At 69.3% G+C, this 22,381-nt stretch carries 23 protein-coding genes and 1 tRNA gene; 23 read left to right on the forward strand and 1 reads right to left on the reverse strand.

The features are described from left to right. The first annotated feature begins 51 nt into the window (after positions 1–51). Positions 52–135 (forward strand) — tRNA-Leu (locus KF689_06315). Positions 136–177: 42 nt separating this feature from the next. On the opposite strand, the gene KF689_06320 is transcribed toward KF689_06315, so the two are convergent. After that, positions 178–567: a DUF983 domain-containing protein gene (locus KF689_06320; GenBank protein MBX3132985.1), complete on the reverse strand. Its 390-nt coding sequence runs from the start codon at positions 565–567 to the stop codon at positions 178–180. A 53-nt stretch (positions 568–620) separates the two neighbouring features. Between KF689_06320 and KF689_06325 the strand changes: the two genes are divergently transcribed. From KF689_06325 to carA, 22 genes are all read left to right on the forward strand, one after another. Next, the gene (locus KF689_06325) at positions 621–1,787 is read left to right on the forward strand and encodes an aminotransferase class V-fold PLP-dependent enzyme (GenBank protein ID MBX3132986.1); all 1,167 of its coding nucleotides are present in this window, start codon (positions 621–623) and stop codon (positions 1,785–1,787) included. Continuing rightward, on the forward strand, positions 1,784–2,752 hold the full coding sequence (locus KF689_06330; GenBank protein ID MBX3132987.1) for a D-glycerate dehydrogenase: 969 nt from the start codon (positions 1,784–1,786) through the stop codon (positions 2,750–2,752). Before KF689_06325 ends, KF689_06330 begins: the two co-directional genes overlap by 4 nt. 83 nt (positions 2,753–2,835) lie before the next feature. Then, positions 2,836–4,080 carry an NADP-dependent isocitrate dehydrogenase gene (gene icd / locus KF689_06335; GenBank protein MBX3132988.1) on the forward strand — a complete coding sequence of 415 codons (1,245 nt, stop codon included), beginning with the start codon at positions 2,836–2,838 and terminating at the stop codon, positions 4,078–4,080. Then, complete coding sequence (locus KF689_06340) at positions 4,080–5,549, forward strand: leucyl aminopeptidase (protein ID MBX3132989.1); 1,470 nt, start codon at positions 4,080–4,082, stop codon at positions 5,547–5,549. The genes icd and KF689_06340 overlap by 1 nt, the downstream gene beginning before the upstream one ends. A 107-nt stretch (positions 5,550–5,656) precedes the next feature. Next, positions 5,657–7,378 (forward strand): hypothetical protein, encoded by a 1,722-nt coding sequence (locus tag KF689_06345; GenBank protein ID MBX3132990.1) that lies wholly within the window; start codon positions 5,657–5,659, stop codon positions 7,376–7,378. 59 nt (positions 7,379–7,437) lie between these two features. After that, positions 7,438–8,307 carry a YicC family protein gene (locus KF689_06350; GenBank protein MBX3132991.1) on the forward strand — a complete coding sequence of 290 codons (870 nt, stop codon included), beginning with the start codon at positions 7,438–7,440 and terminating at the stop codon, positions 8,305–8,307. After that, positions 8,304–8,948, forward strand: a complete 645-nt coding sequence (gene gmk, locus KF689_06355) for a guanylate kinase (GenBank protein MBX3132992.1) — start codon at positions 8,304–8,306, stop codon at positions 8,946–8,948. Before KF689_06350 ends, gmk begins: the two co-directional genes overlap by 4 nt. 101 nt (positions 8,949–9,049) lie before the next feature. Continuing rightward, positions 9,050–9,262, forward strand: a complete 213-nt coding sequence (locus KF689_06360) for a DNA-directed RNA polymerase subunit omega (GenBank protein ID MBX3132993.1) — start codon at positions 9,050–9,052, stop codon at positions 9,260–9,262. 32 nt (positions 9,263–9,294) lie between these two features. Further along, positions 9,295–10,494: a bifunctional phosphopantothenoylcysteine decarboxylase/phosphopantothenate--cysteine ligase CoaBC gene (coaBC, locus tag KF689_06365; protein MBX3132994.1), complete on the forward strand. Its 1,200-nt coding sequence runs from the start codon at positions 9,295–9,297 to the stop codon at positions 10,492–10,494. Continuing rightward, the gene (locus KF689_06370; protein ID MBX3132995.1) at positions 10,491–11,453 is read left to right on the forward strand and encodes a hypothetical protein; all 963 of its coding nucleotides are present in this window, start codon (positions 10,491–10,493) and stop codon (positions 11,451–11,453) included. Before coaBC ends, KF689_06370 begins: the two co-directional genes overlap by 4 nt. Then, positions 11,416–12,852 (forward strand): replicative DNA helicase, encoded by a 1,437-nt coding sequence (dnaB, locus tag KF689_06375; protein MBX3132996.1) that lies wholly within the window; start codon positions 11,416–11,418, stop codon positions 12,850–12,852. Before KF689_06370 ends, dnaB begins: the two co-directional genes overlap by 38 nt. 9 nt (positions 12,853–12,861) lie before the next feature. Continuing rightward, positions 12,862–14,265, forward strand: coding sequence for a DNA repair protein RadA (gene radA, locus KF689_06380; protein ID MBX3132997.1), 1,404 nt, complete (start codon positions 12,862–12,864; stop codon positions 14,263–14,265). After that, positions 14,262–14,969: a 2-C-methyl-D-erythritol 4-phosphate cytidylyltransferase gene (gene ispD, locus KF689_06385; GenBank protein ID MBX3132998.1), complete on the forward strand. Its 708-nt coding sequence runs from the start codon at positions 14,262–14,264 to the stop codon at positions 14,967–14,969. Before radA ends, ispD begins: the two co-directional genes overlap by 4 nt. Next, on the forward strand, positions 14,962–15,630 hold the full coding sequence (locus KF689_06390; protein MBX3132999.1) for a threonylcarbamoyl-AMP synthase: 669 nt from the start codon (positions 14,962–14,964) through the stop codon (positions 15,628–15,630). The genes ispD and KF689_06390 overlap by 8 nt, the downstream gene beginning before the upstream one ends. A 9-nt stretch (positions 15,631–15,639) precedes the next feature. Then, positions 15,640–16,110 carry a hypothetical protein gene (locus tag KF689_06395; GenBank protein ID MBX3133000.1) on the forward strand — a complete coding sequence of 157 codons (471 nt, stop codon included), beginning with the start codon at positions 15,640–15,642 and terminating at the stop codon, positions 16,108–16,110. Continuing rightward, a complete protein-coding gene (locus KF689_06400; GenBank protein ID MBX3133001.1) occupies positions 16,107–16,943 on the forward strand; it encodes a shikimate dehydrogenase in 837 nt (278 codons plus the stop codon). Before KF689_06395 ends, KF689_06400 begins: the two co-directional genes overlap by 4 nt. 31 nt (positions 16,944–16,974) lie before the next feature. Further along, positions 16,975–17,706 (forward strand): ComF family protein, encoded by a 732-nt coding sequence (locus KF689_06405; protein ID MBX3133002.1) that lies wholly within the window; start codon positions 16,975–16,977, stop codon positions 17,704–17,706. A gap of 33 nt (positions 17,707–17,739) precedes the next feature. Continuing rightward, positions 17,740–18,753, forward strand: coding sequence for a type I glyceraldehyde-3-phosphate dehydrogenase (gap, locus tag KF689_06410; protein ID MBX3133003.1), 1,014 nt, complete (start codon positions 17,740–17,742; stop codon positions 18,751–18,753). Between the two features lie 7 nt (positions 18,754–18,760). Continuing rightward, positions 18,761–19,957: a phosphoglycerate kinase gene (locus KF689_06415; GenBank protein MBX3133004.1), complete on the forward strand. Its 1,197-nt coding sequence runs from the start codon at positions 18,761–18,763 to the stop codon at positions 19,955–19,957. Between the two features lie 64 nt (positions 19,958–20,021). Continuing rightward, the gene (gene tpiA, locus KF689_06420) at positions 20,022–20,771 is read left to right on the forward strand and encodes a triose-phosphate isomerase (protein ID MBX3133005.1); all 750 of its coding nucleotides are present in this window, start codon (positions 20,022–20,024) and stop codon (positions 20,769–20,771) included. Between the two features lie 63 nt (positions 20,772–20,834). After that, complete coding sequence (gene secG / locus KF689_06425; protein ID MBX3133006.1) at positions 20,835–21,212, forward strand: preprotein translocase subunit SecG; 378 nt, start codon at positions 20,835–20,837, stop codon at positions 21,210–21,212. Further along, a complete protein-coding gene (carA, locus tag KF689_06430) occupies positions 21,209–22,327 on the forward strand; it encodes a glutamine-hydrolyzing carbamoyl-phosphate synthase small subunit (GenBank protein MBX3133007.1) in 1,119 nt (372 codons plus the stop codon). The genes secG and carA overlap by 4 nt, the downstream gene beginning before the upstream one ends. The last annotated feature ends 54 nt before the right edge of the window (positions 22,328–22,381 follow it).

Raw genomic sequence — 22,381 nt, forward strand, 5'->3', positions numbered from 1 at the left:
CCGAGTTGGCCGTCGCGGCCGACGCCTGTGCCTAGTTATTGTTATCGGTACGCCCGGATGGCGGAACTGGCAGACGCAGGGGACTCAAAATCCCCCGATCGCAAGGTCTTGTGGGTTCGATTCCCACTCCGGGCATTAATCGACGGGGCGTGGCAAGCAATTGCCGCGCCCCGCGTGCTATCGGTCGCTCGGCCGGGGTGGGTCGAGAATCAGGTCGGCGGCGAGCCATACTGTTCGCGTGAACGGATACAGCACGAGCGGCGCGACGAGCATCGCGGCCACCAGCGCGTATTCGACACGCTCCCAAGGCACGTTCGGCCAGACCGAGAGCATCCACGTGCCGAATGCTACCGCAAACAGCAGTTCGGCCACGATCAGGTTGACGAGATACGCGCCAACGAAATGATCAGGGTTCGCCCGGTCCGTTCGCAGCTCGCAGCGCGGACAGCGCGGCTTGAGGAACAACCAGCGCCGAAAGAGCCCGCCGCTGCCGCACTCAGGACAGTGCAGTGCCAACGCCCGCAAGAGGCGCCTGGGCGTCGAAGGTAGCGCGATGGGCTCGGTCACACATACAAGCTACATTCGTAGGGTCGGATTTCACACTCTGCCCGCTTCCCGCGATGCCTGGTCGCCATCACCTGTTCGTCCCCGGTCCATCCAACGTCCCCGATCGCGTCCTGCGCGCGATGCACCGCGCCCAGGAAGACCATCGGTCGAGCGCCTTCCCGGAACTCACGCAGGGCTTGCTGCGTGACATCAAGCCGGTCTTCGGCACGGTGGAGGGGCGGCCCTTCCTCTTCGCCGCGACTGGCACAGGTATGTGGGAAGTCGCCATCGTCAACACGCTCTCGCCGGGCGACCGCGTCCTGGCGGTGCGGCTCGGACAGTTCTCGCACCTGTTCATCGACACCGCGGAGAAACTCGGACTCAAGGTCGAGGTAATGGACCTGGAGTGGGGCGAGGCCTTCGACCCGCAGGCGGTCGGTGAGCGGCTGGCGCAGGACACGACGCACCAGCTGAAAGCGGTGCTGGTGGTGCACAACGAGACCGCCACCGGCGTCACCAACGACATCGCCGGCCTGCGGGAGGCGATGGACGCGGCCGGACACCCGGCGCTGCTGTTCGTGGATGGTGTGAGCTCGATCGGCTCGCTGGAGTTCCAGCAGGACGCCTGGGGCGTGGACGTGGCGATCACGGGTTCGCAGAAGGGCTTTATGATGCCCGCCGGGCTCGGGATGGTCTCGCTCTCGCCGCGGGCGCTGGAGTTGATCGAGACGGCCGGCTTTTCGCGGCACTACTTCGACCTGCGCCCGCAGGTGCTGCACAACGACCAAGGCTACTTCCCGTACACGCCGGCGCTGGCACACCTGTTCGGGTTGCGAGAGGCGCTGGATATGATGGCGGAGGAAGGGCTGCCCGCCATCCACGCGCGGCACGCCCGCTTGGGCGAGGGTGTCCGCCGCGCCGTCTCGGCCTGGGAGTTGCGGATCTGCGCGCGCGATCCCGAGCGCCGCTCCAACACGGTGACGGCGATCCTCGTGCCGGAGGGCAAGGACGCGCGGCAGGTCATCGACCACGCGTACCGGCGCTGGGATATGGCCTTGGGCTCCGGCCTCGGGCGCCTGAACGGCAAGGTGTTCCGCATCGGGCACCTGGGCGACTGCAACGAGGGGATGCTGCTCGGCGCCATCGGACTGGCCGAGATGGCGTTGCACGACGCGGGCATCGCCGTGCCGCTGGGCGCGGGCGTGGCCGCGGCGCAACGCTGGTACCGCGAGTCGAAGTGACGGCGCGGCCGGTGGTGTGGGTGACACGTCGGCTGCCGGCGGACGTGGAGGAGGCGCTGGCGGCTCGCTTTGACGTTCGCAGCCGCGGCGACGACGCGCCGATGGGCGCGGCCGAGCTGCAGGCCGCTTTCGCCGAGGCCGACGGCGTGCTGTGCACGGTGACGGACCGCGTGGACGCTGCGTGTTTCGCAGTGCCGGGCCGGCGCGCGCGCATCGTCGCAAACTTTGGCGTGGGGGTCAATCACATCGATCTCGCCGCGGCCACCGCCGCAGGTGTGACGGTCACCAACACGCCGGGCGTGTTGACCGACGACACGGCGGACTTGGCTATCCTGCTGATGCTCTCGGTGCTGCGCCGGGCGAGTTCGGGCGAGCGCGAACTGCGGGCGGGGCAGTGGACCGGCTGGCGCCCGACGCATCACCTTGGGCAGAGCGTGCGCGGAAAGACGTTGGGCATCGTGGGGTTCGGCCGCATCGGCCGCGCCGTGACGGAGCGCGCGATGGCCGGACTGGGAATGCAGGTGCTCGCCTGGACGCGCGGGCGCAGCGCGACGGCCCTGCCGACGGGCGTGACGCGCGTAGAGACGCTTGAGGAGTTGTTGCGCGCCGCTGACGTGGTCTCGCTGCATTGCCCGGCCACCCCCGAGACGCGGCGCTTGATGGGCGCCGCGCAGTTCGCCCAGATGCGTTCGACGGCGGTGCTGGTGAACACGGCGCGGGGCGATGTGGTGGACGAGGCGGCGCTGGTGGCGGCGCTCGAGGCAGGGCGGATCGCCGGCGCGGGTCTCGACGTGTACGAGCGCGAGCCGGCGGTGCACCCCGGCCTGCTGGGCCGCGACGACGTCGTTCTGCTGCCGCACCTGGGCTCCGCGACGGTCGAGACGAGGACCGCGATGGGGCTCCGTGCCCTAGAGAACCTCGACGCGTTCTTCGCCGGCCGCGTCCCGCCAGACCGCGTCGGGTGAACCCTGAGCGGCGCCTGCAGCGCCGCTTGCTCCGTTCGTCCGCCGCTCCGTACCTTTCGCATCCCAACAACCGCGACTGACCAATGGCGAACTACAAGTACGCGCGCGTCCCCGCGAAGGGTGAGCGCATCGAGGCTTCCGGCGGCGATTTCCGCGTGCCCGACCAGCCGATCATCCCGTTCATCGAAGGCGACGGCACGGGTGCCGACATCTGGCGCGCCTCGGTGCGCGTGTTCGATGCGGCCGTCGAGCGCGCCTACGGCGGCAAGCGCAGGATCCACTGGATGGAGATCCTCGCCGGCGAGAAGGCCTTCAACGCGACCGGCGAGTGGATGCCGGCCGAATCGCTCGAGGCCGTGCGCGAGTTCAAGATCGCCATCAAGGGCCCGCTGACGACGCCGGTGGGCGGCGGCATCCGTTCGCTCAACGTGGCGCTGCGCCAGGAACTCGATCTCTACGCGTGTGTGCGTCCGGTGCGCTACTTCCAGGGCGTGGGTGCGCCGGTGAAGGAGCCGCAGAAGGTGGATATGGTCATCTTCCGCGAGAACATCGAGGACGTGTACAGCGGCATCGAGTTCAAGGCGGGGACGCCCGAGGCGGAGAAGCTGCGCACCTTCATCGAGAAGGAGTTCGGCAAGAAGATCCGCCCCGAGAGCGCGCTCGGCATCAAGCCGATGTCGGCCTTCGGCTCCAAGCGCCTGATCGAGATGGCCATCCGCTACGCCATCAAGATGCACCGCCCGTCGGTGACGATGATGCACAAGGGCAACATTATGAAGTTCACGGAAGGCGCCTTCCGCGACTGGGGCTATGAGCTTGCGCGCGAGAAGTTCGCCGGGCAGGTGGTTGCTGAAGCCGACTTGGGCAAGGCCGGCGGTGGCGCACGCGCCGACGCCGTGGTCCTCAAGGACCGCATCGCCGACTCGATGTTCCAGCAGATCCTGCTGCGGCCGGACGAGTACTCGGTGGTCGCCACGCCGAACCTCAACGGCGACTACATCTCGGATGCGCTGGCGGCCGAAGTCGGCGGGCTGGGCATCGCGCCCGGTGGCAACATCGGCGACGAGGCGGCCGTGTTCGAAGCCACGCACGGCACCGCGCCCAAGTACGCGGGCCTCGACAAGATCAATCCGGGCTCGGTGATCCTGTCGGGCGTGATGATGCTCGACCAAATGGGCTGGAACGAAGCCGGCAAGCTCATCATCACCGGGTTGGAGAAGGCCATCGCGGCCAAGACCGTCACCTACGACCTCGCGCGGCAGATGCAGGGGGCGACGGAAGTCAGCACCTCCGGCTTCGGCGACGCGATCATCAAGGGGATGGCCTGATGTCCCTGCAGTTCACGGCGACGACGTCGGACCCGGCCCGAGCGGCGGTGCCGCTGCTGGCGGTGGTACTGCCGAGCGATGCCAAGCTGCCGAAGCGGCTGACGGCGCTGGACCGCGCGACCAAGGGCGCGCTCTCGTTGGCCCTCAAGCGCGGCGACTTCAGCGGCGCCAAGGACGAGGCGCTGCTGGTGGTGAATCCGGGCCCCGGGCCGCAGCGCGTGCTGCTCGTGGGCAGCGGCGCGGGCGACACCAAGGGCGTGACGCGCGCGGCCACGCTCGCTGGCCGCAAAGCGAACGCGCTCAACGTCGGCACGATGGGCCTGTGGGCCGAGGACCTGCAAGGTGAGCGCGTCGAGGCGGTCGTGGTCGGGCTCTCGCTCGGCAGCTGGGAGTTTCGTGAGTTGATGGCGCCGCCGGCGGGCAAGCCGCGTAAGCCGTTGACGGCGGCCCGCGTCTTCGTCGAGAACGCGGAGGCCACCAAGGCGCCGTTCGCCGCTGGCGTCGCGGTGGCGGAGGGGCAGCGCCTCGCGCGGCGTCTCGCGATGCTGCCGGGCAACATCTGCACGCCGAGCTATCTCGCCGACACCGCGCGCGACATCGCCAAGCGACTCGGGCTCAAGGCGAGCGTGCTCGGACGCAAGGAGATGACCAAGCTCGGGATGGGCTCGTTCCTCGCCGTCGCGCAGGGGACGACGCAGGATCCGAAGCTCATCGTGCTCGAGTACAGCGGTGGCCGCCGCGGCGAGGCGCCGGTGGTGCTCGTGGGCAAGGGGCTGTGCTTCGACACCGGCGGCGTGAGCATCAAGCCGGCGCCGGGAATGGAACTGATGAAGTTCGATATGTCCGGCGCCGCCGGCGTGCTCGGCGCGATGGAGGCGATCGGACGCTTGAAGCCGAAGGTGAACGTCGTCGCCCTCGTGGGCTCCACCACCAACGTGGTGGACGGCGATGCGATCCGGCCGGGCGACGTCGTGCGCGCCGGCGACGGCACGACGATCGAGATCCAGAACACGGACGCCGAAGGCCGCCTCGTGCTCGCCGACGTGCTGCACTATGCCAAGCGTTACAAGCCGCAGGCGGTGGTGGATGCCGCCACGCTCACCGGCGCGGTGGTGATCGCGCTGGGCAACGTGACCTTCGGCGTGATGGGCAACGACCAGGCGACGATCGACGAGGTGCTGGCCGCGAGCCGGCGGGGCGGGGAGCTGGCGTGGCAACTTCCGCTCTTCGAGGAGTACAAGGAGCAGCTGAAATCCGACGTGGCCGATCTCCGGAACATCGGCGGGCGCGGGGCGGGCACGATCACGGCCGGACTGTTCCTCCAGCACTTCGCCGGGGAGATGAAGTGGGTCCACTTGGACGTCGCGGGTACCGCCTATTCCGAAACGGACCTTGTCGTGCTGCCCAAGGGCCCGACGGGCGTGCCGGTGCGGACCTTCGTCGAGTTCGTCCGCGGGAGAGCGCGCTGAGCCGCATCGTCCTTCTCGGGGCGCTGTTGCTCGGCGCCCCGCTGCTCGCGCAGGACCCGAGGCCCCCGGCGGACACGACGCGCCGCGTTGTACCAGCGCGCGACAGCGTGACCGCAGACAGCCTTCCCGCCGCAGTGCGCGATACGGTGGACACGCTAGCCAAGCCGCCGCGCGATACGATCAAGACGCCGTTCGCCGTCAGCGAGCGGCCCGCCACGCCGGAGCTGCGCGGCCGGCAGTGGGTGTGGGATCGCGAGCGCATCTACCTGACCGGCGCGCACAATCTCGCCGAGTTGGTGGCGGAGGTGCCGGGCGCGAGCCTGGTGCGCTCGAGCTACCTGATGGCGCCCACGTCCGTGAGTTGGTTCGGCGAGCCGGGGCGCGTGCGGGTGTTCTTCGATGGCGTCGAGTACGACGCGCTGGATCCGCGCACGGGTGGCCAAGTGGATCTCGGCACGATCCCGCTGTACGGCTTGGAGGAGGTGGCGGTGGAGCGCGCCGCCGGTGAGCTGCGGGTGCACTTGCGCAGCTGGCGGGTGGAGAACACGACGCCCGCGACGCGCGTGGATGTCGGCGCCGGCGCGGAGAATCTCACGGTGTATCGCGGCTACTACGGCCGACGGTTCGACAGCGGGGTGGGTTTGCAGGTGGCGGCGCAACAGTTCTCGGTGCTCAACGGCCTGACGCGCGGCGACGGTGACTCCTTCGGCGGCATCGGCCGGCTGGGCTGGGCGCGCGGCGACTGGAGTCTCGATGGCGTGGCGATGCGCACCGGGCGCCTGCGGGCGGGTACGCGACGCTACATCCGGACGACGCCGCAGGAGAATGCGATCGGGCGCTTCGAGGGCAGCGAGCGGCTGGCGTACCTGCGTCTGGGCTGGCGGCAGCCGGACGCCGACGGCCTGTGGTGGCAGGCCATCGCGGCGACTCAGCAGTACGTGGAGGACGACTCGCTCGCATCGTCCGCGACCACGCCCGACTCAGACACGCTGCGCTCGCAGGCGCAGTACGTGTTCACGGGTGGCGTGACGAAGGGACCGTTGCGCGTGAGCGCCGCAGCGCGCTACCGCGTGGCGGAGGGCAGCGGAAGATTCGCACCATCGGCACGCGCAAGCTGGGATGCTGGACGCCTGTCGCTGGCCGGCTCCGCAGACCTCGTCGGTCCGGACTCGACGCGCCGCGTTGACGCGAGCGCGCGTGTGCAGCTGCTCCCGTGGGTGCATCTTGGCGGCGCGGCCTCGCAGCATACACCCGTGTCGGAGGCCGCTGGCGGGCCGGCACGGAGTACGATGCGCGGCGAGCTCGGCTTCGAGTTCCGGCGCCGCTGGATCTCGGCGGGCGTGGTCCAGCGCAGCGCAGCGAGGGTCGCAGGGATGCCGGTGTTCGACTCGCTGTACATCGCGGCGCTGATCCCTGAGTCGCAGGGACTGATGCTCGCGCTCGGTGGCCCCATCTGGGGGCCGTTTTCACTCGACGCGCAGGTCGTCGATTGGGGTGACGAGCAACTGTACCGCCCAAAAGTGCAGGCGCGCTCGCAGCTGAGCGTGGAGACCGCGTTCCGGCGCTGGCTGAAGCGCGACACGTTCCTGCTCCGCGCGGCGTTCCTGCACGAGTATCGCAGCGATATGCTCACGCCGGCGCCCGGTGGCACGTTCGCCCGCGCGAAGGGCGCGAGCGCGCTGTCGACGCTGCTCGACATTCGCCTGGGGTCTGCGCACATCTTCTGGCATAACCGGAACTTCACGGGCCAGGTGTACGAGACGCTGCCCGGATTCCTGATGCCGCGGCTCATCCAGCAATACGGCGTGCGGTGGGAATTCTGGAACTAGCCCAGCTTGCCCAAGTTGCTGTGGCAGAGTAACTTATCGCGCTTCTAATGATACGCAGTATGACGGGATTCGGAGCGGCCGAAGGGCCGATTGGCGGCTCGCGCGTCAGCGTGGAGCTGCGCTCCGTGAACCACCGGTTCTTTAACCCGTCGCTCAAGCTGCCGCAGGCGCTGGGCAAGTGGGAGCCCGAAGTGCGCGAGACGCTGCGTCAGCGCATCACCCGTGGGCACGTAACGCTCTCGGTGCGCGTGGTGCGCGACGACGAAGCCGCGTCCGTCGTGGACGAAGCGCGCTTCGCCGCGGCCGCCGACGCCCTGAAGGCGCTGCAGACCAAGTACGGTCTCGGCGGCGCCGTCGACGTGGCGACCGTCCTGCGGATGCCCGAGGTGCTCCAGCTGACGCGCGACGATGCGGGCCTGGAGACGGCGACTTCCGAGGAGCTCCAGGCGGTGGTCGAGGCGGCGGTCGATGCGCTGCAGACGATGCGGGCGTCTGAGGGAGCGCGCCTCGCGCAGGTGATCGACGAGCGGCTCAACGTCGTCGAAGCGGCCGTCGCGCGTATCGCGGCCCGAGCGCCGGAACGCGTCATCGCCCAGCGCGATCGCCTGCGCGAGAACGTCGAGCGCCTCGCCGGTGGCATCGCGGTGGACCCGCAGCGGCTCGCCCAGGAGATCGCAATCCTCGCGGATCGATTGGACGTGGGCGAGGAGCTTGATCGCTTCGGCAGCCACATCGCGGCATTCCGCGAGGCGCTGGCGAGCAAGACCGGCGACGGAGTGGGGAAGCGACTCGGATTCCTGCTACAGGAGCTGCTGCGTGAGGCGAACACGACGGGCAGCAAGGCCAACGACGCCGCGATGCTGCAGGACGTGGTGGCCATCAAGGAAGAGCTGGAGCGCATCCGCGAGCAGGTGGAGAACGTCGAGTGACGGCCCGGCCGTTTCCGCTGGTGCTCTCGGCGCCCTCCGGTGCCGGCAAGACGACCATTGCACGGAAGCTGCTCGAGCGGCGCAGCGACGTCGGGTATTCGGTGTCCTGCACGACGCGCGCTCCGCGGCCCGGCGAGGTGAACGGGGTGGATTACCACTTCCTCACGCCGGAGCAGTTCGACGAGGCGGTGCGGCGGAACGAGTTCGCCGAGTGGGCCGACGTGCACGGCAAGCGCTATGGCACCTTGGCGAGGGAGATCGAGCAGGTGATGGCGCGGGGCCAGCACGTGATGCTGGACATCGACGTGCAGGGCGCGCGGCAGGTGGCGCAGCGCTTCCTCGATGCCGTCACGATCTTCGTCGTCCCGCCCTCGGCCGAGGTGTTGGTGGCCCGCCTGACCGGCCGCAACACCGAGAGCGACGAGGCACTGGCCATCCGCTTGAAGAACGCCGTACTCGAGCTTCAGGAAGCCCAGCTCTACCAGCACGTGGTCGTGAACGACAATCTCGAGCACGCCGTGGCGCAGGTCGCAGCCATCATCGACGAGGAGACGCTCAAGCGGGAGCGGCTCCCGGCGCTGGGCAAGGACGTCGGCGACATCGTGGGGCGGCTGCAGCGGGACCTGAGCGCCCGGATCTAAGCCCTGCAGGGCGGAATTGGGTCACCGCGGGGTTTGTGCCGCGCCCTCCAGCCTTGTAAGTTTCGGGTCGCCAGCAGCACCCAAACCCTGAGGTCGCTCCAATGCAGGTCTTTACCCCCAAGGACATCACCGAACACGCCACCAACAAGTACCTCGCGGTGCTCGTGGCGGCGAAGTATGCGCGTGTGTTGAACGAATTCCCGCGCGATCGCTCGAAGGTCGAGAAGAAGCTGTCCACCCGCGCGCTCGAGGACCTCTCCGGAGGCGAGATCGAGTACCGCGTGGTGCCGCGCCGCCGCGCCAAGGGCGCGTAAGCGGCACGGCGTAGGCCTCGGGCCGCCGCGTCGTGCGCCCGTTTGACGGCCGCCGCATCCTGCTCGGGGTCACGGGCGGGATCGCCAGTTACAAATCGGCCTGGCTCGCCCGCCTGCTCACGCAGGCCGGGGCCCAAGTAGACGTGGTCCTCACGCGCTCGGCGCGTGAGTTCATCGGGAGCGTCACGTTCGAGGCGCTCACCGGCCGCCCCGTGCACAGCGTCCTCATCGGGGACGGGCACGCGCTCGATCATCTCCGGCTGGCACGCGAGGCCGAGCTGTTCATCGTCGCTCCCGCGACGGCCGACTTCCTCGCCCGCGCAGCGCACGGCCACGCCGACGAGCTCCTCTCGGCAGCCCTGTTGGCCGCTGAGTGCCCCGTGCTGCTCGTGCCGGCGATGAACGACCGGATGTGGGCCAATGCGGCCGTGCAGGCCAACTGTGCCGCGCTGGCCGCTCAAGGCAAGCACGTGCTTGAGCCTGGCGTCGGCCCGCTGGCCTCACCGGACGAAGGAGCCGGGCAGGGGCGTATGCAGGAGCCTGAGACCATCCTCGCGCACGCAGCGCGCCTGCTGGAGGCACCGGGCCGCCTCAACGGGCGGCGGGTCGTGGTCACGGCCGGCCCCACGCGCGAGGCGCTGGACCCGGTGCGCTACCTAAGCAATCACAGCACGGGCAAGCAGGGCGTGGCATTGGCCGAGGCGGCGTGGCGTCGCGGGGCCGACGTGGTGCTGGTCCACGGGCCACTGCAGGTGCCTTTGCCGGTGGGAGCGCGGAGCGTCGCAGTCGAGTCGACCGAGGAAATGGCCGCGGCAGTCGCGACTGAGATTGCCTCGGCCGACGTCCTCGTAATGGCCGCCGCACCCGCCGACTTCCGTGCGGCCGAAGTCGCCAGCGCAAAGATCAAGAAGTCCGGCCGCGCGCCGACGCTTGAGTTGGTCGAGACGCCGGACGTGCTGCGCAGCACGATGAAGGCGCGAAAGAAGGGAATGCTCGCCGTGGGTTTTGCGCTCGAGACCGACGACCTCGCCGAGAACGCGAAGAAGAAGCTCGAGGCCAAGGGGCTGGCGATGGTCGTGGCCAACAGCGCACGCGAAGCCGGCGCCGGTTTCGGCTACGACACCAACCGCGTCACGATCTTCGCGGCGGATGGTTCCGTGGACGAGCTGGCGCTGATGTCCAAGCGCGACACTGCCGATGCGATCCTCGACCGCGTCGAGGCTCGGCTGTGAGCGAGGGACTCGATCGCCTCCGGCAATACTTGGAGCAACGCAAGGAACTCGGCGAATCGGAGTTCGTGCTCGACTCGCTGTCGGTCGAGGACGCGCTCAAAGTGCTCGGCACGAAGAATCCTCCGCCGCCGCGCCCAAGAAGCGCCACCTCCGCTCCGCCGGCCCGACCGCCTGCGTCAGACTCCGTGATGCGGAAGAACGCTGAGGTTGCCGCTGCCAGCGGCGATTGGCGGGACGCCCTGCGCGCCGTCGAGGCCACTCCTGCGCCGGCCGCCCCAGCCAAGCCCAAGGGCGCACCGTTCGTGCCGCCTACACCGCTCGAAGCCGACGGGCCGCCCAAGTCGCCCACTGCGACGGGCGAGCCGCTTAACGTGGGCGCCGGCCGAGCGCCCAGCGGTCTCGACCGCCTGACGACGCTCGATGCCGTCGCCAGTGCCATCGGCGCCTGCCAGCTCTGCACGCTGCACAGCACGAAGAAGAAGGACGTGCCGGGGGAGGGGAATCCGGCGGCGCGATTCGTGGTGGTCGGCGAGGCGCCGGGCCAGACGGAAGACGAGCTCGGCAGGCCGTTCGTCGGCAAGAGTGGCGACCTTCTGACGAAGATTCTCGAGGCCATCGGCTTCAAGCGCGAGGACGTGTTCATCTGCAACGTCCTCAAGCACCGGCCACCGGGGAACCGCAATCCGGCCTCGGACGAGATCGCGGCCTGCCGTCCCTTCTTGTTGCGGCAGTTGGAGTTGCTCCAACCCAAGGTGATCCTGGCCGTCGGCACGTTTGCCGCGCAGACGCTCTTGGAGACAGATTCCCCCATCGGGAAGCTCCGCGGTCTGGAGCATCGGTACCACGGCATTCCGCTCGTGGCGACGTACCACCCCGCCGCGTTGCTGCGGAACCCCAATTGGAAGCGCCCAGCCTGGGAAGATGTCCAGCTCGCCCGTCGAATTTTCGATCGCCCGTAAGGGCCCACCCGACGCCTTCGCGGACCGCCGGCCCCCGTGGTCGGAGGACGCGGAGCGTGCCGTGCTCGCCGCGATGCTGCTCTCCGGCGACGCCATCGTCACGGCGCTCGAGCTCGTCAGCGAGGACTCGTTCTATCGCGAGGGGCATCGTCGGCTGTTTCGCGCGATGGCGTCCCTGCACAACACGGGAGCGGTCGTTGACCCACTGACGCTCTCGAACGAACTCGAGCAGCGCGGCGACCTGCAGGCGGCCGGCGGCAAGGAGTTCATCGGCGGGCTGCTGGACGAGATCCCGACGGCGGCGAACGTCGAGCATCACTGCCGCATCGTGCGGGACAAGGCCCTGCGCCGGCGGCTGATCGAGACGGCCACCTCGCTGGTCCGTGAGGGCCACGAGTCGCCGGTGGATGTCGCCGAGCTGCTGGACCTCGCCGAACACAAGATCCTCGAGCTGAACGACACGCGGGGCAACGAAGGCTTCGTGCGCATCAAGTCGCTGCTCTGGAGCGCGATGGAGCGCATCGAGGTGCTGCGCACGGCGGGCGGCAATCTCACGGGCGTGCCGTCGGGCTTTATGGATCTCGACAAGATGACGTTGGGCTTCCAGCCCTCGGACCTCGTCATCGTCGCGGCGCGTCCCTCGATGGGCAAGACGGCCTTCGTGCTCAACATCGCGCAATACGCGGCCATCGAAGGCAATGTCCCGACGGCGATCTTCTCGCTGGAAATGAGTACCCAGTCCCTCCTGCTGCGAATGCTCGCCTCGGAGGGATACGTGGACGCCCAACGCCTGCGCTCGGGCCAACTGACGGCCCAAGACGCCTCGAACCTCGCCAAGGCGGCTGCCCTGCTGGGGCAGGCGCCCATCTGGATCGACGACTCGCCCGGCCTCTCGGTGCTCGAGGTGCGTTCGCGCGCCCGACGCCTGAAGTCGCAGTCGGACATCAAGCTCATCGTCGTCGACTACCTGCAGCTGCTGTCCGGCCCGCCGAACTCCGAGAGCCGCCAGCAGGAAGTGTCGGCCATCTCGCGGTCGCTCAAGGCGCTGGCCAAGGAGCTCGACGTGCCGGTGCTCGCGCTGTCGCAGCTTTCGCGTGCCTCGGAACAGCGCGGCGGCGAGAACCGTCGCCCGCAGCTCTCGGACCTGCGCGACTCCGGCGCCATCGAGCAGGACGCCGACGTGGTGCTGTTCATCTACCGGCCGGAAATGAACGAACGGCCCTACGACGACCAAGGCAACGCGCGGATGGTCACCGGCACGACGGACATCCCGCTCGACGGCTACGCCGAGGTGATCGTCGCCAAGCAGCGTAACGGCCCGACCGGTCACATCCGCCTGCACTTCCGCAAGAGCCACACGCGGTTCGAGAACTGGACGAACCGCCAGCCCGAGGCCTGACCCGTGGCGGTGAAGGCCAAATCGGTCTATCGCTGCACCGAGTGCGGCGGCGAATCGCTCAAGTGGCAGGGCCGCTGCGACACCTGCGGCGAGTGGAACACGCTCGTTGAGGAGCTCGCCGCGCCCAAGGTGAGCGCGGCGACCAAAGGAGCGGGCGCGCAGCGGCGCCTCGCCGGCGCCACGGCCTTCGGCGAAGGGGGCCAAGTGCTCGAGACGCCGCGCCTGCGCGAAGTGGTCGGCGCAGAGGAGCACCGCCTGGCCACGGGCATCGCGGAGTTCGACTTCGTGCTCGGAGGCGGCGTGGTGCCCGGCGCAATGGTGCTCGTGGGTGGCGAGCCGGGCATCGGCAAGAGCACGATCCTGCTGCAGGTCGCCGCGCGTCTCGAGGCCGCCGGCCACCCAACGCTCTACGTGAGCGGAGAGGAATCGCCGCTGCAGGTGAAGCTGCGCGCCGACCGACTCGGTGCGACGGCGGGCGCGGTGTCGCTGCTCGGAGAGACGAATCTCGAGACCATCCTCGCGACGGCCGGCAATCTGCGTCCTGCGGCGATGGTCGTGGATTCCATCCAGACCGTCTTCACAGGCGACCTCGAAGGCGCGCCCGGCAACGTGGGGCAGGTGCGCGAGTGCGCGGCGCGATTGATGCGCTTCGCCAAGGAGACGGGCACGGCGGTGTTCGTTGTCGGGCACGTGACCAAGGGCGGCGGCATCGCCGGCCCGAAGACGCTCGAGCACATCGTGGACACGGTGCTGTACTTCGAAGGCGAGGGCTCGGCCGACCACCGCGTGCTGCGCGCCACGAAGAACCGCTTCGGCAGCGTGGACGAGATCGGCGTGTTTCGGATGACGACGCAGGGCCTCGAGGCGGTGGAGAATCCGTCGGCGCTGTTTCTCGGCGAGCGCAGTGCGTCGCCCGCGAGCGGCTCAGCGGTCACCTGCTTGATGGAAGGCTCGCGCCCGATGCTGCTCGAGGTGCAGGCGCTGGCCGCCAAGGCGGGCTTCGGCACGCCGCAACGCGTCAGCACCGGCTACGATGCACGGCGCCTGGCGCTGTTGCTGGCCGTGCTCGACAAGCGCGCGGGGCTCTCCTTCGCGCAACTCGACGTGTTCTTGAACGCCGTCGGTGGCGTGCGCGTGCAGGAGCCGGCCGGTGACCTGGCCGTGGCGGCGGCGCTGGCCTCGAGCTTCTACGACAAGTCACTCCCCGCTGACGCGATCTTCCTCGGCGAAGTTGGCCTTGGCGGCGAGATCCGCGGCATCTCTCAGGCAGAGCGCCGTCTCTCCGAAGCCGAGAAGATGGGAATGCGGCGCGCCTTCGTAAGCGAGCGCTCCCGGCCCAAGCGTGTGCCGAAGCAGCTGGCTATCGAAGTCGTGCCGGATGTCGTGGCGCTCTTCCGGGCGCTGTTCCGATGAGCCGCAACGTCGGCGTGGTGATCGTCGCCGGTGGCTCGGGCAGCCGCGCAGGCGGCAGCGAGCTCAAGCAACTGCGCTGGGTGGCCGGCAAGCCGATGCTGCTGCACTCGCTGCAGACGTTCCAGCAGCTGCCTGACGTCGCGATGGTCGTGTGCGTGCTGCCGCATCAGTACGCCGGTGATCCGCCGCCCTGGATCTTCCAGAGCGACAGCGACCGCCTGCTGATCTCCGTCGGCGGCCGCACGCGCGCCGAGTCGGTGGCGAACGGATTGGAGGATCTGCCCGCGGAGTGCACGACCGTGCTGGTGCACGATGCCGCGCGCCCGCTTGTGGATGTCGCGGTGATCCAGCGCGTCATCGCCGAGGCGCGGAAGGGCCACGGTGCCGTGGCCGCGCTGCCGGTCGTGGACACGCTCAAGCGCGTGGACGCCGACGGACGCATCGTCGAGACGGTCAGCCGCGACGCGCTGTGGCGCGCGCAGACGCCGCAGGGGTTCCCTCGAGAGCTCATCGAGCGTGCGCATCGCGAAGCCAAGGACGCAGGTTGGCATCACGAGGCCACCGACGACGCCGCGCTCTGCGAGCGTTTGGGCATTCCCGTGCACGTGGTGCGGGGCAGCGAACGCGCGCTCAAGGTGACCGAGGCGTCGGACTTCGCTCGCGCCGAGGTGTTGGCGAACTGGCGCGAGGAGGCGGATGCCTGAACCGCGGGGTCTCCCGTTCTGGTCAGCCGAGGAGATCGACTCGGCCATCGCGCCGGCCCTGGCGCACCTGCGCGACGGTGGGATCCTCGCGTACCCGACGGAAACGCTGTACGGCTTCGGGACGATGATCGACAACGACGCGGTCGAGCGGCTGGTGACGCTCAAGCGTCGCCCGCCCGCCAAGCCGTTCCTGCTCCTGATCTCCGATACCCCGATGCTCGCGCGCATCGGGCTGCACCTGACGCAGCCGGCCTCGATGCTTGCGGCGCGGCACTGGCCTGGACCGCTGACGCTGGTCCTGCCTGGCGGCGAGCGCCGGATTCCCGATCGGCTGCGCGGGCCGGAGGGCGGCGTGGCCGTGCGCTGGACGCCACATCCCGGGCTCCAACGTTTGATTGCAGCCCTCGGCGACCCTATCACCAGCACCAGCGCAAACCGTCCCGGCGAACCCGCCGCTACCGCCGCGCGCGAGGTGCTGCGCGACTTCGGCTCTGCCATCGCCAGCGGCTCGGTGATGTTGCTGGATGCCGGCCAGTTGCCGACCGACACGCCCAGCACCGTGGTGGACTGCACCGGCAAGCGCCCACGTGTCATCCGCCCCGGCGCGATCCCGGCCTCCGTGCTCCGCGAGTCAGTGCCCGATCTCGTCGGCGATCGGTAGGTTTCGCAGATGCACATCCTGTTCGTCTGCACTGGCAACACCTGTCGCTCCCCGATGGCCGAGGCCATCGCTCGCGCGGCGATCGCCGAGCGGGGGTTGGCGGACATCACGGTGGGGAGTGCGGGCACCAGTGCGTGGGAGGGCTCGCCCGCCTCCGACGGCGCGCTGCTCGTGTCGATGGAGCACGGGCTCGACCTCGGCACGCATCGCTCGCGGACGCTTTCTCGCGAGTTGCTCGAGGAGGCGAACCTCGTGCTGACGATGGGCGCGCACCACGCCGAGCGCGCCAACGCCCTTGGGGCAGGGGCATCCACGGCACTCCTGATGCACTATGCGACGAGGGGCCAGGAGGCCACGCCGGTAGCTGACCCCTTCGGCGGCGACCTCGAGGCCTACCGCGCAACGTTCGCAGAGCTGCAGGTCGCGGTGAGCAAGGTGCTGGACCGCGTCGCGGCGGAGCGCGGGGCCTCAGGGGCGTGAGCGGCGCGGCGCTGCCGGGCCGGCTCGTCCTGCTGGGGCATCCAGTCGCGCACTCGCTCTCGCCCGTGTTCCAGCAGGCGGCGCTCGACGCCGTGGGCATTCCGCTGAGCTACGAGTTGCTGGACGTCGCGCCGGCGGAACTCGGCAGCGTGTTAGAGTCGCTCCGCCAGGCGGGCGCCGCAGGCAACGTGACGGTGCCGCACAAGGAAGCCGTGGCCGAGCGATGTGCACGTTCGGCAACGGCAGAACTGACTGGCGCCGTCAACGCATTCCGGGTCAGCCCCGCGGGCGTGCTCGAGGGCGAGAACACAGACGTCTTGGGCTTCGTGCGCGCCGTGGAGGCGCTGCTGCCGAGCCCGCGGCCGCTGCGAGCGCTCAGGATCATCGTGCTCGGCGCCGGTGGTGCTGCCTCGGCCGTCTGCGCCGCCGCCCGGACGTGGCCGGGCTCGCAGGTGGTGCTGGTTGCGCGCACGCGCGAGCGGGCGGAGCGCCTGGCGGCGCGCTGGGCCGGCGAGGTGCGTGTCGCCGCGTCGGTGCCGGAGGCAATCGCGATGCTCGAGGGCCGGCCGAGTCTGGTGGTGAACGCCACGCCCGTCGGCTTGAGCGGCGACGCGATGCCGGTGGATCCGCGCGACTTGCCCGCAGGCTGCGCCGTGCTCGACCTCACGTATCGGCGAGGGGCCACGCCGCTGGTGGACGCGGCGCTGCGCGCCGGGCTGCCCACGTCCGATGGCCGCCGGATGCTGGTGGAGCAGGGTGCGGCGGCCTTCGAGTTCTGGCTGGGCGTGCCGGCTCCGCGCGCCGTGATGTGGGAGGCGTTGGAACGGTTGTAGCTCGCGGAGGCAGCTGACGCAGTAGTCCGTCGTGCTTGCCGCCGGCTTCCTCCAACTCCTCCTGCCGCGGGCCTGCGCGGCCTGTGACGCGCTGCTCGCGGATCACGAGCCGGGCGTCGTCTGCGGGCAGTGCTGGGCCCGCGTGCCGTTGCTACCGGCGCCGCACTGCCTGCGCTGCGGGCATCCGAGGCCACCGCGCGGCGCCTGCCCGGTGTGTCCGCTGTTGGCACGATTCATCCGAGCGGCGCGGTCGTACTGCTGGCTGCCGCACCCGACCAGCAGTGCCATCGTCGGGGCGCTGAAGTACGAGGGCTGGACCGCGGTCGCCGAGGCGATCGCGGAGCGGATGGCGCGCCTGCCCTGGCCGCGCGACGTGGTGGCGGAGCGTGCGGCGCTGCTGCCGGTGCCGCTGGCGCCCACCAAGGAGCGGGCGCGCGGCTTCAATCAGGCGGCGCTGGTGGCGCGGGCGGTGGCGCGGCGCTGGGGCCTGCCCGCGTGGGAGGACGTGCTCGAGCGGACGCGGGCGACGCCGTCGCAGACCTCGTTGACTCCCGGGGAGCGCTTGGCGAACGTTCACCGCGCGTTCGCCTGTGCGGACGGAGCGGCGGAGCGGATCGCCGGCCGCCACCTGATCCTCGTGGACGACGTGCTCACCACGGGCGCGACCCTCAACGCCTGCGCTACGGCGCTGTTCGAGGCGGGGGCGCGCACCTTGAGTTTCCTGACTTTCGGCCGGGCCCGCACCAGCGCGGACCGCCGCTGACCGCTTGCCCCCCTCGTCACAGGACTTCGTGCTATGGCCGCAACACTTCGCGTCGGCATCAACGGATTCGGCCGCATCGGCCGCCAGGTCGTCCGCGCCGCCAAGGAGCGCGGTGCCGCATTCGACATCGTCGCCATCAACGACCTCACCGACACCAAGACGCTCGCCCACCTGTTCACGTACGACTCCGTGCACGGCAAGTTCGACGGCACGGTGAGCTACGACGCCGACTCCATCACCATCAACGGCGACACGATCAAGGTCCTGAAGGAGAAGGACCCGGCGCTGCTGCCGTGGAAGGACCTCAAGGTCGACGTCGTACTCGAGAGCACCGGCCGCTTCACCAAGGCCGACGACGCCAAGAAGCACATCGCCGGCGGCGCCAAGAAGGTGATCATCTCCGCGCCCGCCACCGGTGAGGACATCACCCTCGTGCTCGGCGTCAACGGCGACAAGTACGACGCGGCGAAGCACACGATCGTCTCCAACGCCAGCTGCACCACGAACTGCGTGGCGCCGATGGTCAAGATCGTGCGCGATGCCTTCGGGATGAAGCACGCGTCGATGGTCACGATCCACAGCTACACCAACGACCAGAACATCCTCGACCTGCCGCACAAGGACCTGCGCCGTGCGCGCGCGGCGGCCGTCTCGATGATCCCGACCTCGACGGGCGCCGCCAAGGCGACCTCGCTGGTCATCCCCGAGGTGAAGGGCAAGATCGACGGTACGTCCATCCGCGTCCCCACGCCGGACGTGTCCATTACCGAGCTCACGGTGGAAGTGGAGAAGGCGACGACCATCGCTGAGGTGAACGCGGCCTTCAAGGCGGCTGCTGAGGGCGCGCTGAAGGGCATCGTCGGCTACTCCGAGGAGGAGCTGGTGAGCTGCGACTACATCGGCAACCCGCACTCGGTGGTGCTCGACGCCAAGAGCACGAACGTCATCGACGGCACGATGGTGAAGGTCTCCGGCTGGTACGACAACGAGTGGGGCTACTCCTCGCGCTGCGTGGACCTGCTGCTGATGGTCGGCAAGTCGCTCTGAGCCGGCGATGAACACGAAGACGATCAAGGACCTGAAGCCGGCGGAACTCGCGGGCAAGCGGGCCCTCGTGCGCGTGGACTTCAACGTCCCGCTCACGGAGGACGGCCGCGTCGCCGACGACACGCGGATCCGTGCCGCCGTCCCGACGATTCAGACGCTGGTGAAGGCAGGCGCGCGCGTCGTGCTCTGCTCGCATCTCGGGCGCCCGAAAGGCAAGCCCGAGCCCAAGTACTCGCTGGCGCCGGTGGCGCCGCGCCTCGTTGAGCTGCTCGGCAAGGCGGTGAGCTTCGTGCCGCACGTCGTGGGCGCCGAGGCCGAGGCGGCGACGAGGGCGCTCAAGGACGGCGAGGTCTGCCTCCTCGAGAACACGCGCTTCGAGGCCGGCGAAGAGAAGAACGACGCGGCACTCAGCGCGGCCTTCGCCAAGCTCGGGGATCTCTATGTCAATGACGCCTTCGGCGCGGCGCATCGCGCGCACGCGAGCACCGAGGGCGTGGCCACGCTGCTGAAGCCGGCAGTCGCCGGCCTGCTGATGCAGAAGGAGCTCGACTACCTCGGCGGTGCGCTCGAGAAGCCGAAGCGTCCGTTCATCGCGATCCTTGGCGGCAGCAAGATTTCCGGCAAGATCGACGTCATCGAAGCGCTGCTGCCCAAGGTCGATGGCATCCTGATCGGCGGCGCGATGGCCTGCACGTTCTACAAGGCGATGGGCTTGGAGACGGGCAAGTCGCTGGTCGAGCCGGACCGGGTGGAGATGGCGAAGGACCTGATGGAGCGCGCCGCGTTCCGTCTCTCGATTCCGCACGATGCCACGGTGGCGCCGGCCATCGCCGAGGGCGCCAAGGCGCACGCCGTCAAGCGCGACGAGATCCCTGCGGGCGAGGCGATGCTCGATATCGGGCCCGACTCGGCGGCGAGCTACGCGCGGGCCATCGCCAGCGCCAAGACAATCATCTGGAATGGCCCGATGGGCGTGTTCGAGACGCCGCCGTTCGACAAGGGCACGACTACCATCGCACAGGCGATGGTGGACGCAACCAAGAAGGGGGCCACGACGATAGTGGGTGGCGGCGACTCGGCGGCGGCCGTCGAGGCCGCTGGCCTCGCGACGGCGATGTCGCACGTTTCCACCGGCGGTGGGGCGTCGCTGGAGTTCCTGGAAGGGAAGGTGCTACCCGGGGTGGCAGCCTTGGATCAGCGCTAAGTCCCTGCGCGACGCCTAAGTTTCTCCGCAGCGCTTGCGGTGCTCACCTGAGACCAGAGCTGGAATGAAGTCGCTCGTATTTGCTGCGAACTGGAAGATGAACCAGGCCCCCGCTGACGCGGAGGCCTTTATGCGCGCATTCACGGCGCAGTACGCACGGCAGCAAGACCGCCGCGTGTTGTTCTTTCCGCCGAGCGTCTCGCTCGCGGTGTGCGTGGCCGCGGTGCGGCAGCGCGCGGACCTCGAGTGCGGCGTGCAGAACATCCACTGGGAAGAGAAGGGTGCCTTCACCGGCGAGATCTCGGCGTCGCTGGCCCGCGGGGCTGGCGCACGGCACGTGCTGGTCGGACACTCGGAGCGGCGGCACGTGTTCGGCGAGTCCGACGAGGCGACGGGACGCAAGGTCGCGGCGGCGGTGAAGGCCGGGCTGACGCCGATGCTCTGCGTGGGCGAGCAACTCGCCGAGCGCGAGGCAGGCAAGACGATTGACGTGGTGCTACGCCAGTTGCGGGCCGGGTTCGCTGCGGTCGAGCCAGCATCTGTGGCGACGGCGATGGTGGCGTACGAGCCGGTGTGGGCGATCGGCACGGGCAAGACCGCCACCCCGGAGGATGCCGCCGAGGTGCACGCCGCCATCCGCGCCGAGTTGATCCAGATGACCGGCGAGCGGGGCGGGGCGGTGCCGATCCTCTACGGCGGGAGCGTGAATCGCCCCAACGTGGAGGCGCTCATTGCCGTGGAGGACGTGGACGGCGTGCTCGTGGGTGGAGCCAGCCTGGACGCCGAGGTCTGGTTGGCCATCGTGCGCAGTTGACCGGGTGAGCTAACTCCGGTATTCTTCAAGGCTTACCCAACTCTGCAGACCCTCGGAAACGCCGTGTATACGTTCCTCATCGTTGTTCTCATCATCGACGCGCTCATCCTCGCGACGGCCGTGTTGCTCCAGGCCGGCAAGGGTGGCGGACTCGCCGCGAGCTTTGGCGGTGCCTCGTCGTCGTCGGATTCGCTGCTCGGCACGCGTCAGGCCGGCAACATCCTGACCAAGACCAGTTGGTGGGCGGGCGGCATCTTCATCGGCCTCGCCTTCGTGCTGCAGATTATGTCGACGCGCTCGCGCGTCCCGTCGTCGATCCTCGACGGCGCCGTGGCGCCCTCGGTGCAGACGGCGCCGAGCGTCGCGCCGGCTCCTGAGCCGGGTGCCCAGTCGGCCGTGCCGCTGACGCCCGCCCCCACGACTCCTCAGCCCCAGCCGTGACGTCGCTCTCGCACGATGAACCAGGGTTCCTCCTCCTCGAGGACGGGACCCTTTTTTTTGGCCGTCTCCACGCGCCCCTGACTTCGCCCGCCGTCGCCGAGGTGGTGTTCACGACCTCGATGAGCGGCTATCAGGAGACATTCACCGACCCGTCCTACCGCGCTCAAATCGTGGTGATGACGGCGCCGATGATCGGGAACTATGGGGTGAACTCCGAGGACCCTGAATCGGAGAAGCCGCAGGTAGCTGGCGTGGTCGTCCGGGAGCTCTCTGAGTCGCATTCCAACTGGCGGGCGGAGCAGGGGCTCGGCGAGTGGCTTATTGCCGCGCAAGTACCTGTCATTTCAGAAGTTGACACGCGCCGTCTGACGCGTCACTTGAGGACCGTTGGCGTCCTCCGCGGCATCATCGCCGCCGGCGTCGAGCCCACCGACGCGCACCGCACCGAGCTGGCGGCCTGCCCGTCAATGTCGGGGCTCGATCTGGCGTCCAAGGTCAGCACCTCGAAGCAGTACCTGTGGGGCGACCCCAAGGCGGCGCACCACATCGTGGCCTACGACTACGGCATCAAGCGCAACATCCTGCGGATGTTCGAGAATCGCGGATGCCGCATCACCGTGGTGCCGTCCACGACACCGGCCAAGGATGTGCTGAAGCTCAAGCCGGACGGCGTGTTTCTCTCCAATGGCCCCGGCGACCCGGAGGCCGTGAGCTACGCGCCCGCCAACATCAGGGCGGTGGTCGAGGCGGGCGTGCCCGTCTTCGGCATCTGCCTCGGCCACCAGCTGCTCGGCATCACCTTTGGCGGTCAGACGACCAAGCTGCCGTTCGGACATCGCGGCGGGAATCACCCGGTGAAGGACCTGGCCACTGGCGACGTGCTGATCACCTCCCAGAACCACGGCTTCGCGGTGCAGGGCGGGGCCGAGGGCATCCCGGGTGCGCCGGAGCTCCAGGTGACCCACTTGAATCTCAATGACGGCACCGTGGAGGGGCTGCGGCACCGCTCCAAGCCGGTTTTCGGCGTCCAGTACCACCCCGAGGCCGCCCCGGGGCCGCACGACGCCGTCCCGCACTTCGACGAGTTCATCGGCGCCCTCAGCGGCAAGCGCTAGGCTAGGGTAGACAGCGCGCAACCGCTTGACACACAACAGCTAAGGTCCTAACCT

The organism is Gemmatimonadaceae bacterium (genome assembly GCA_019637355.1).
GTDB lineage: Bacteria > Gemmatimonadota > Gemmatimonadetes > Gemmatimonadales > Gemmatimonadaceae > Pseudogemmatithrix.

Coding starts and splice junctions, on each gene's coding strand:
- KF689_06360 (MBX3132993.1), top strand. CDS start 9,050: ATGCAGGTCTTTACCCCCAAGGACATCACCGAACACGCCACCAACAAG.
- icd (MBX3132988.1), top strand. CDS start 2,836: ATGGCGAACTACAAGTACGCGCGCGTCCCCGCGAAGGGTGAGCGCATC.
- tpiA (MBX3133005.1), top strand. CDS start 20,022: ATGAAGTCGCTCGTATTTGCTGCGAACTGGAAGATGAACCAGGCCCCC.
- KF689_06340 (MBX3132989.1), top strand. CDS start 4,080: ATGTCCCTGCAGTTCACGGCGACGACGTCGGACCCGGCCCGAGCGGCG.
- KF689_06350 (MBX3132991.1), top strand. CDS start 7,438: ATGACGGGATTCGGAGCGGCCGAAGGGCCGATTGGCGGCTCGCGCGTC.
- KF689_06395 (MBX3133000.1), top strand. CDS start 15,640: ATGCACATCCTGTTCGTCTGCACTGGCAACACCTGTCGCTCCCCGATG.
- KF689_06325 (MBX3132986.1), top strand. CDS start 621: ATGCCTGGTCGCCATCACCTGTTCGTCCCCGGTCCATCCAACGTCCCC.
- ispD (MBX3132998.1), top strand. CDS start 14,262: ATGAGCCGCAACGTCGGCGTGGTGATCGTCGCCGGTGGCTCGGGCAGC.
- KF689_06415 (MBX3133004.1), top strand. CDS start 18,761: ATGAACACGAAGACGATCAAGGACCTGAAGCCGGCGGAACTCGCGGGC.
- dnaB (MBX3132996.1), top strand. CDS start 11,416: ATGTCCAGCTCGCCCGTCGAATTTTCGATCGCCCGTAAGGGCCCACCC.
- gap (MBX3133003.1), top strand. CDS start 17,740: ATGGCCGCAACACTTCGCGTCGGCATCAACGGATTCGGCCGCATCGGC.
- KF689_06390 (MBX3132999.1), top strand. CDS start 14,962: ATGCCTGAACCGCGGGGTCTCCCGTTCTGGTCAGCCGAGGAGATCGAC.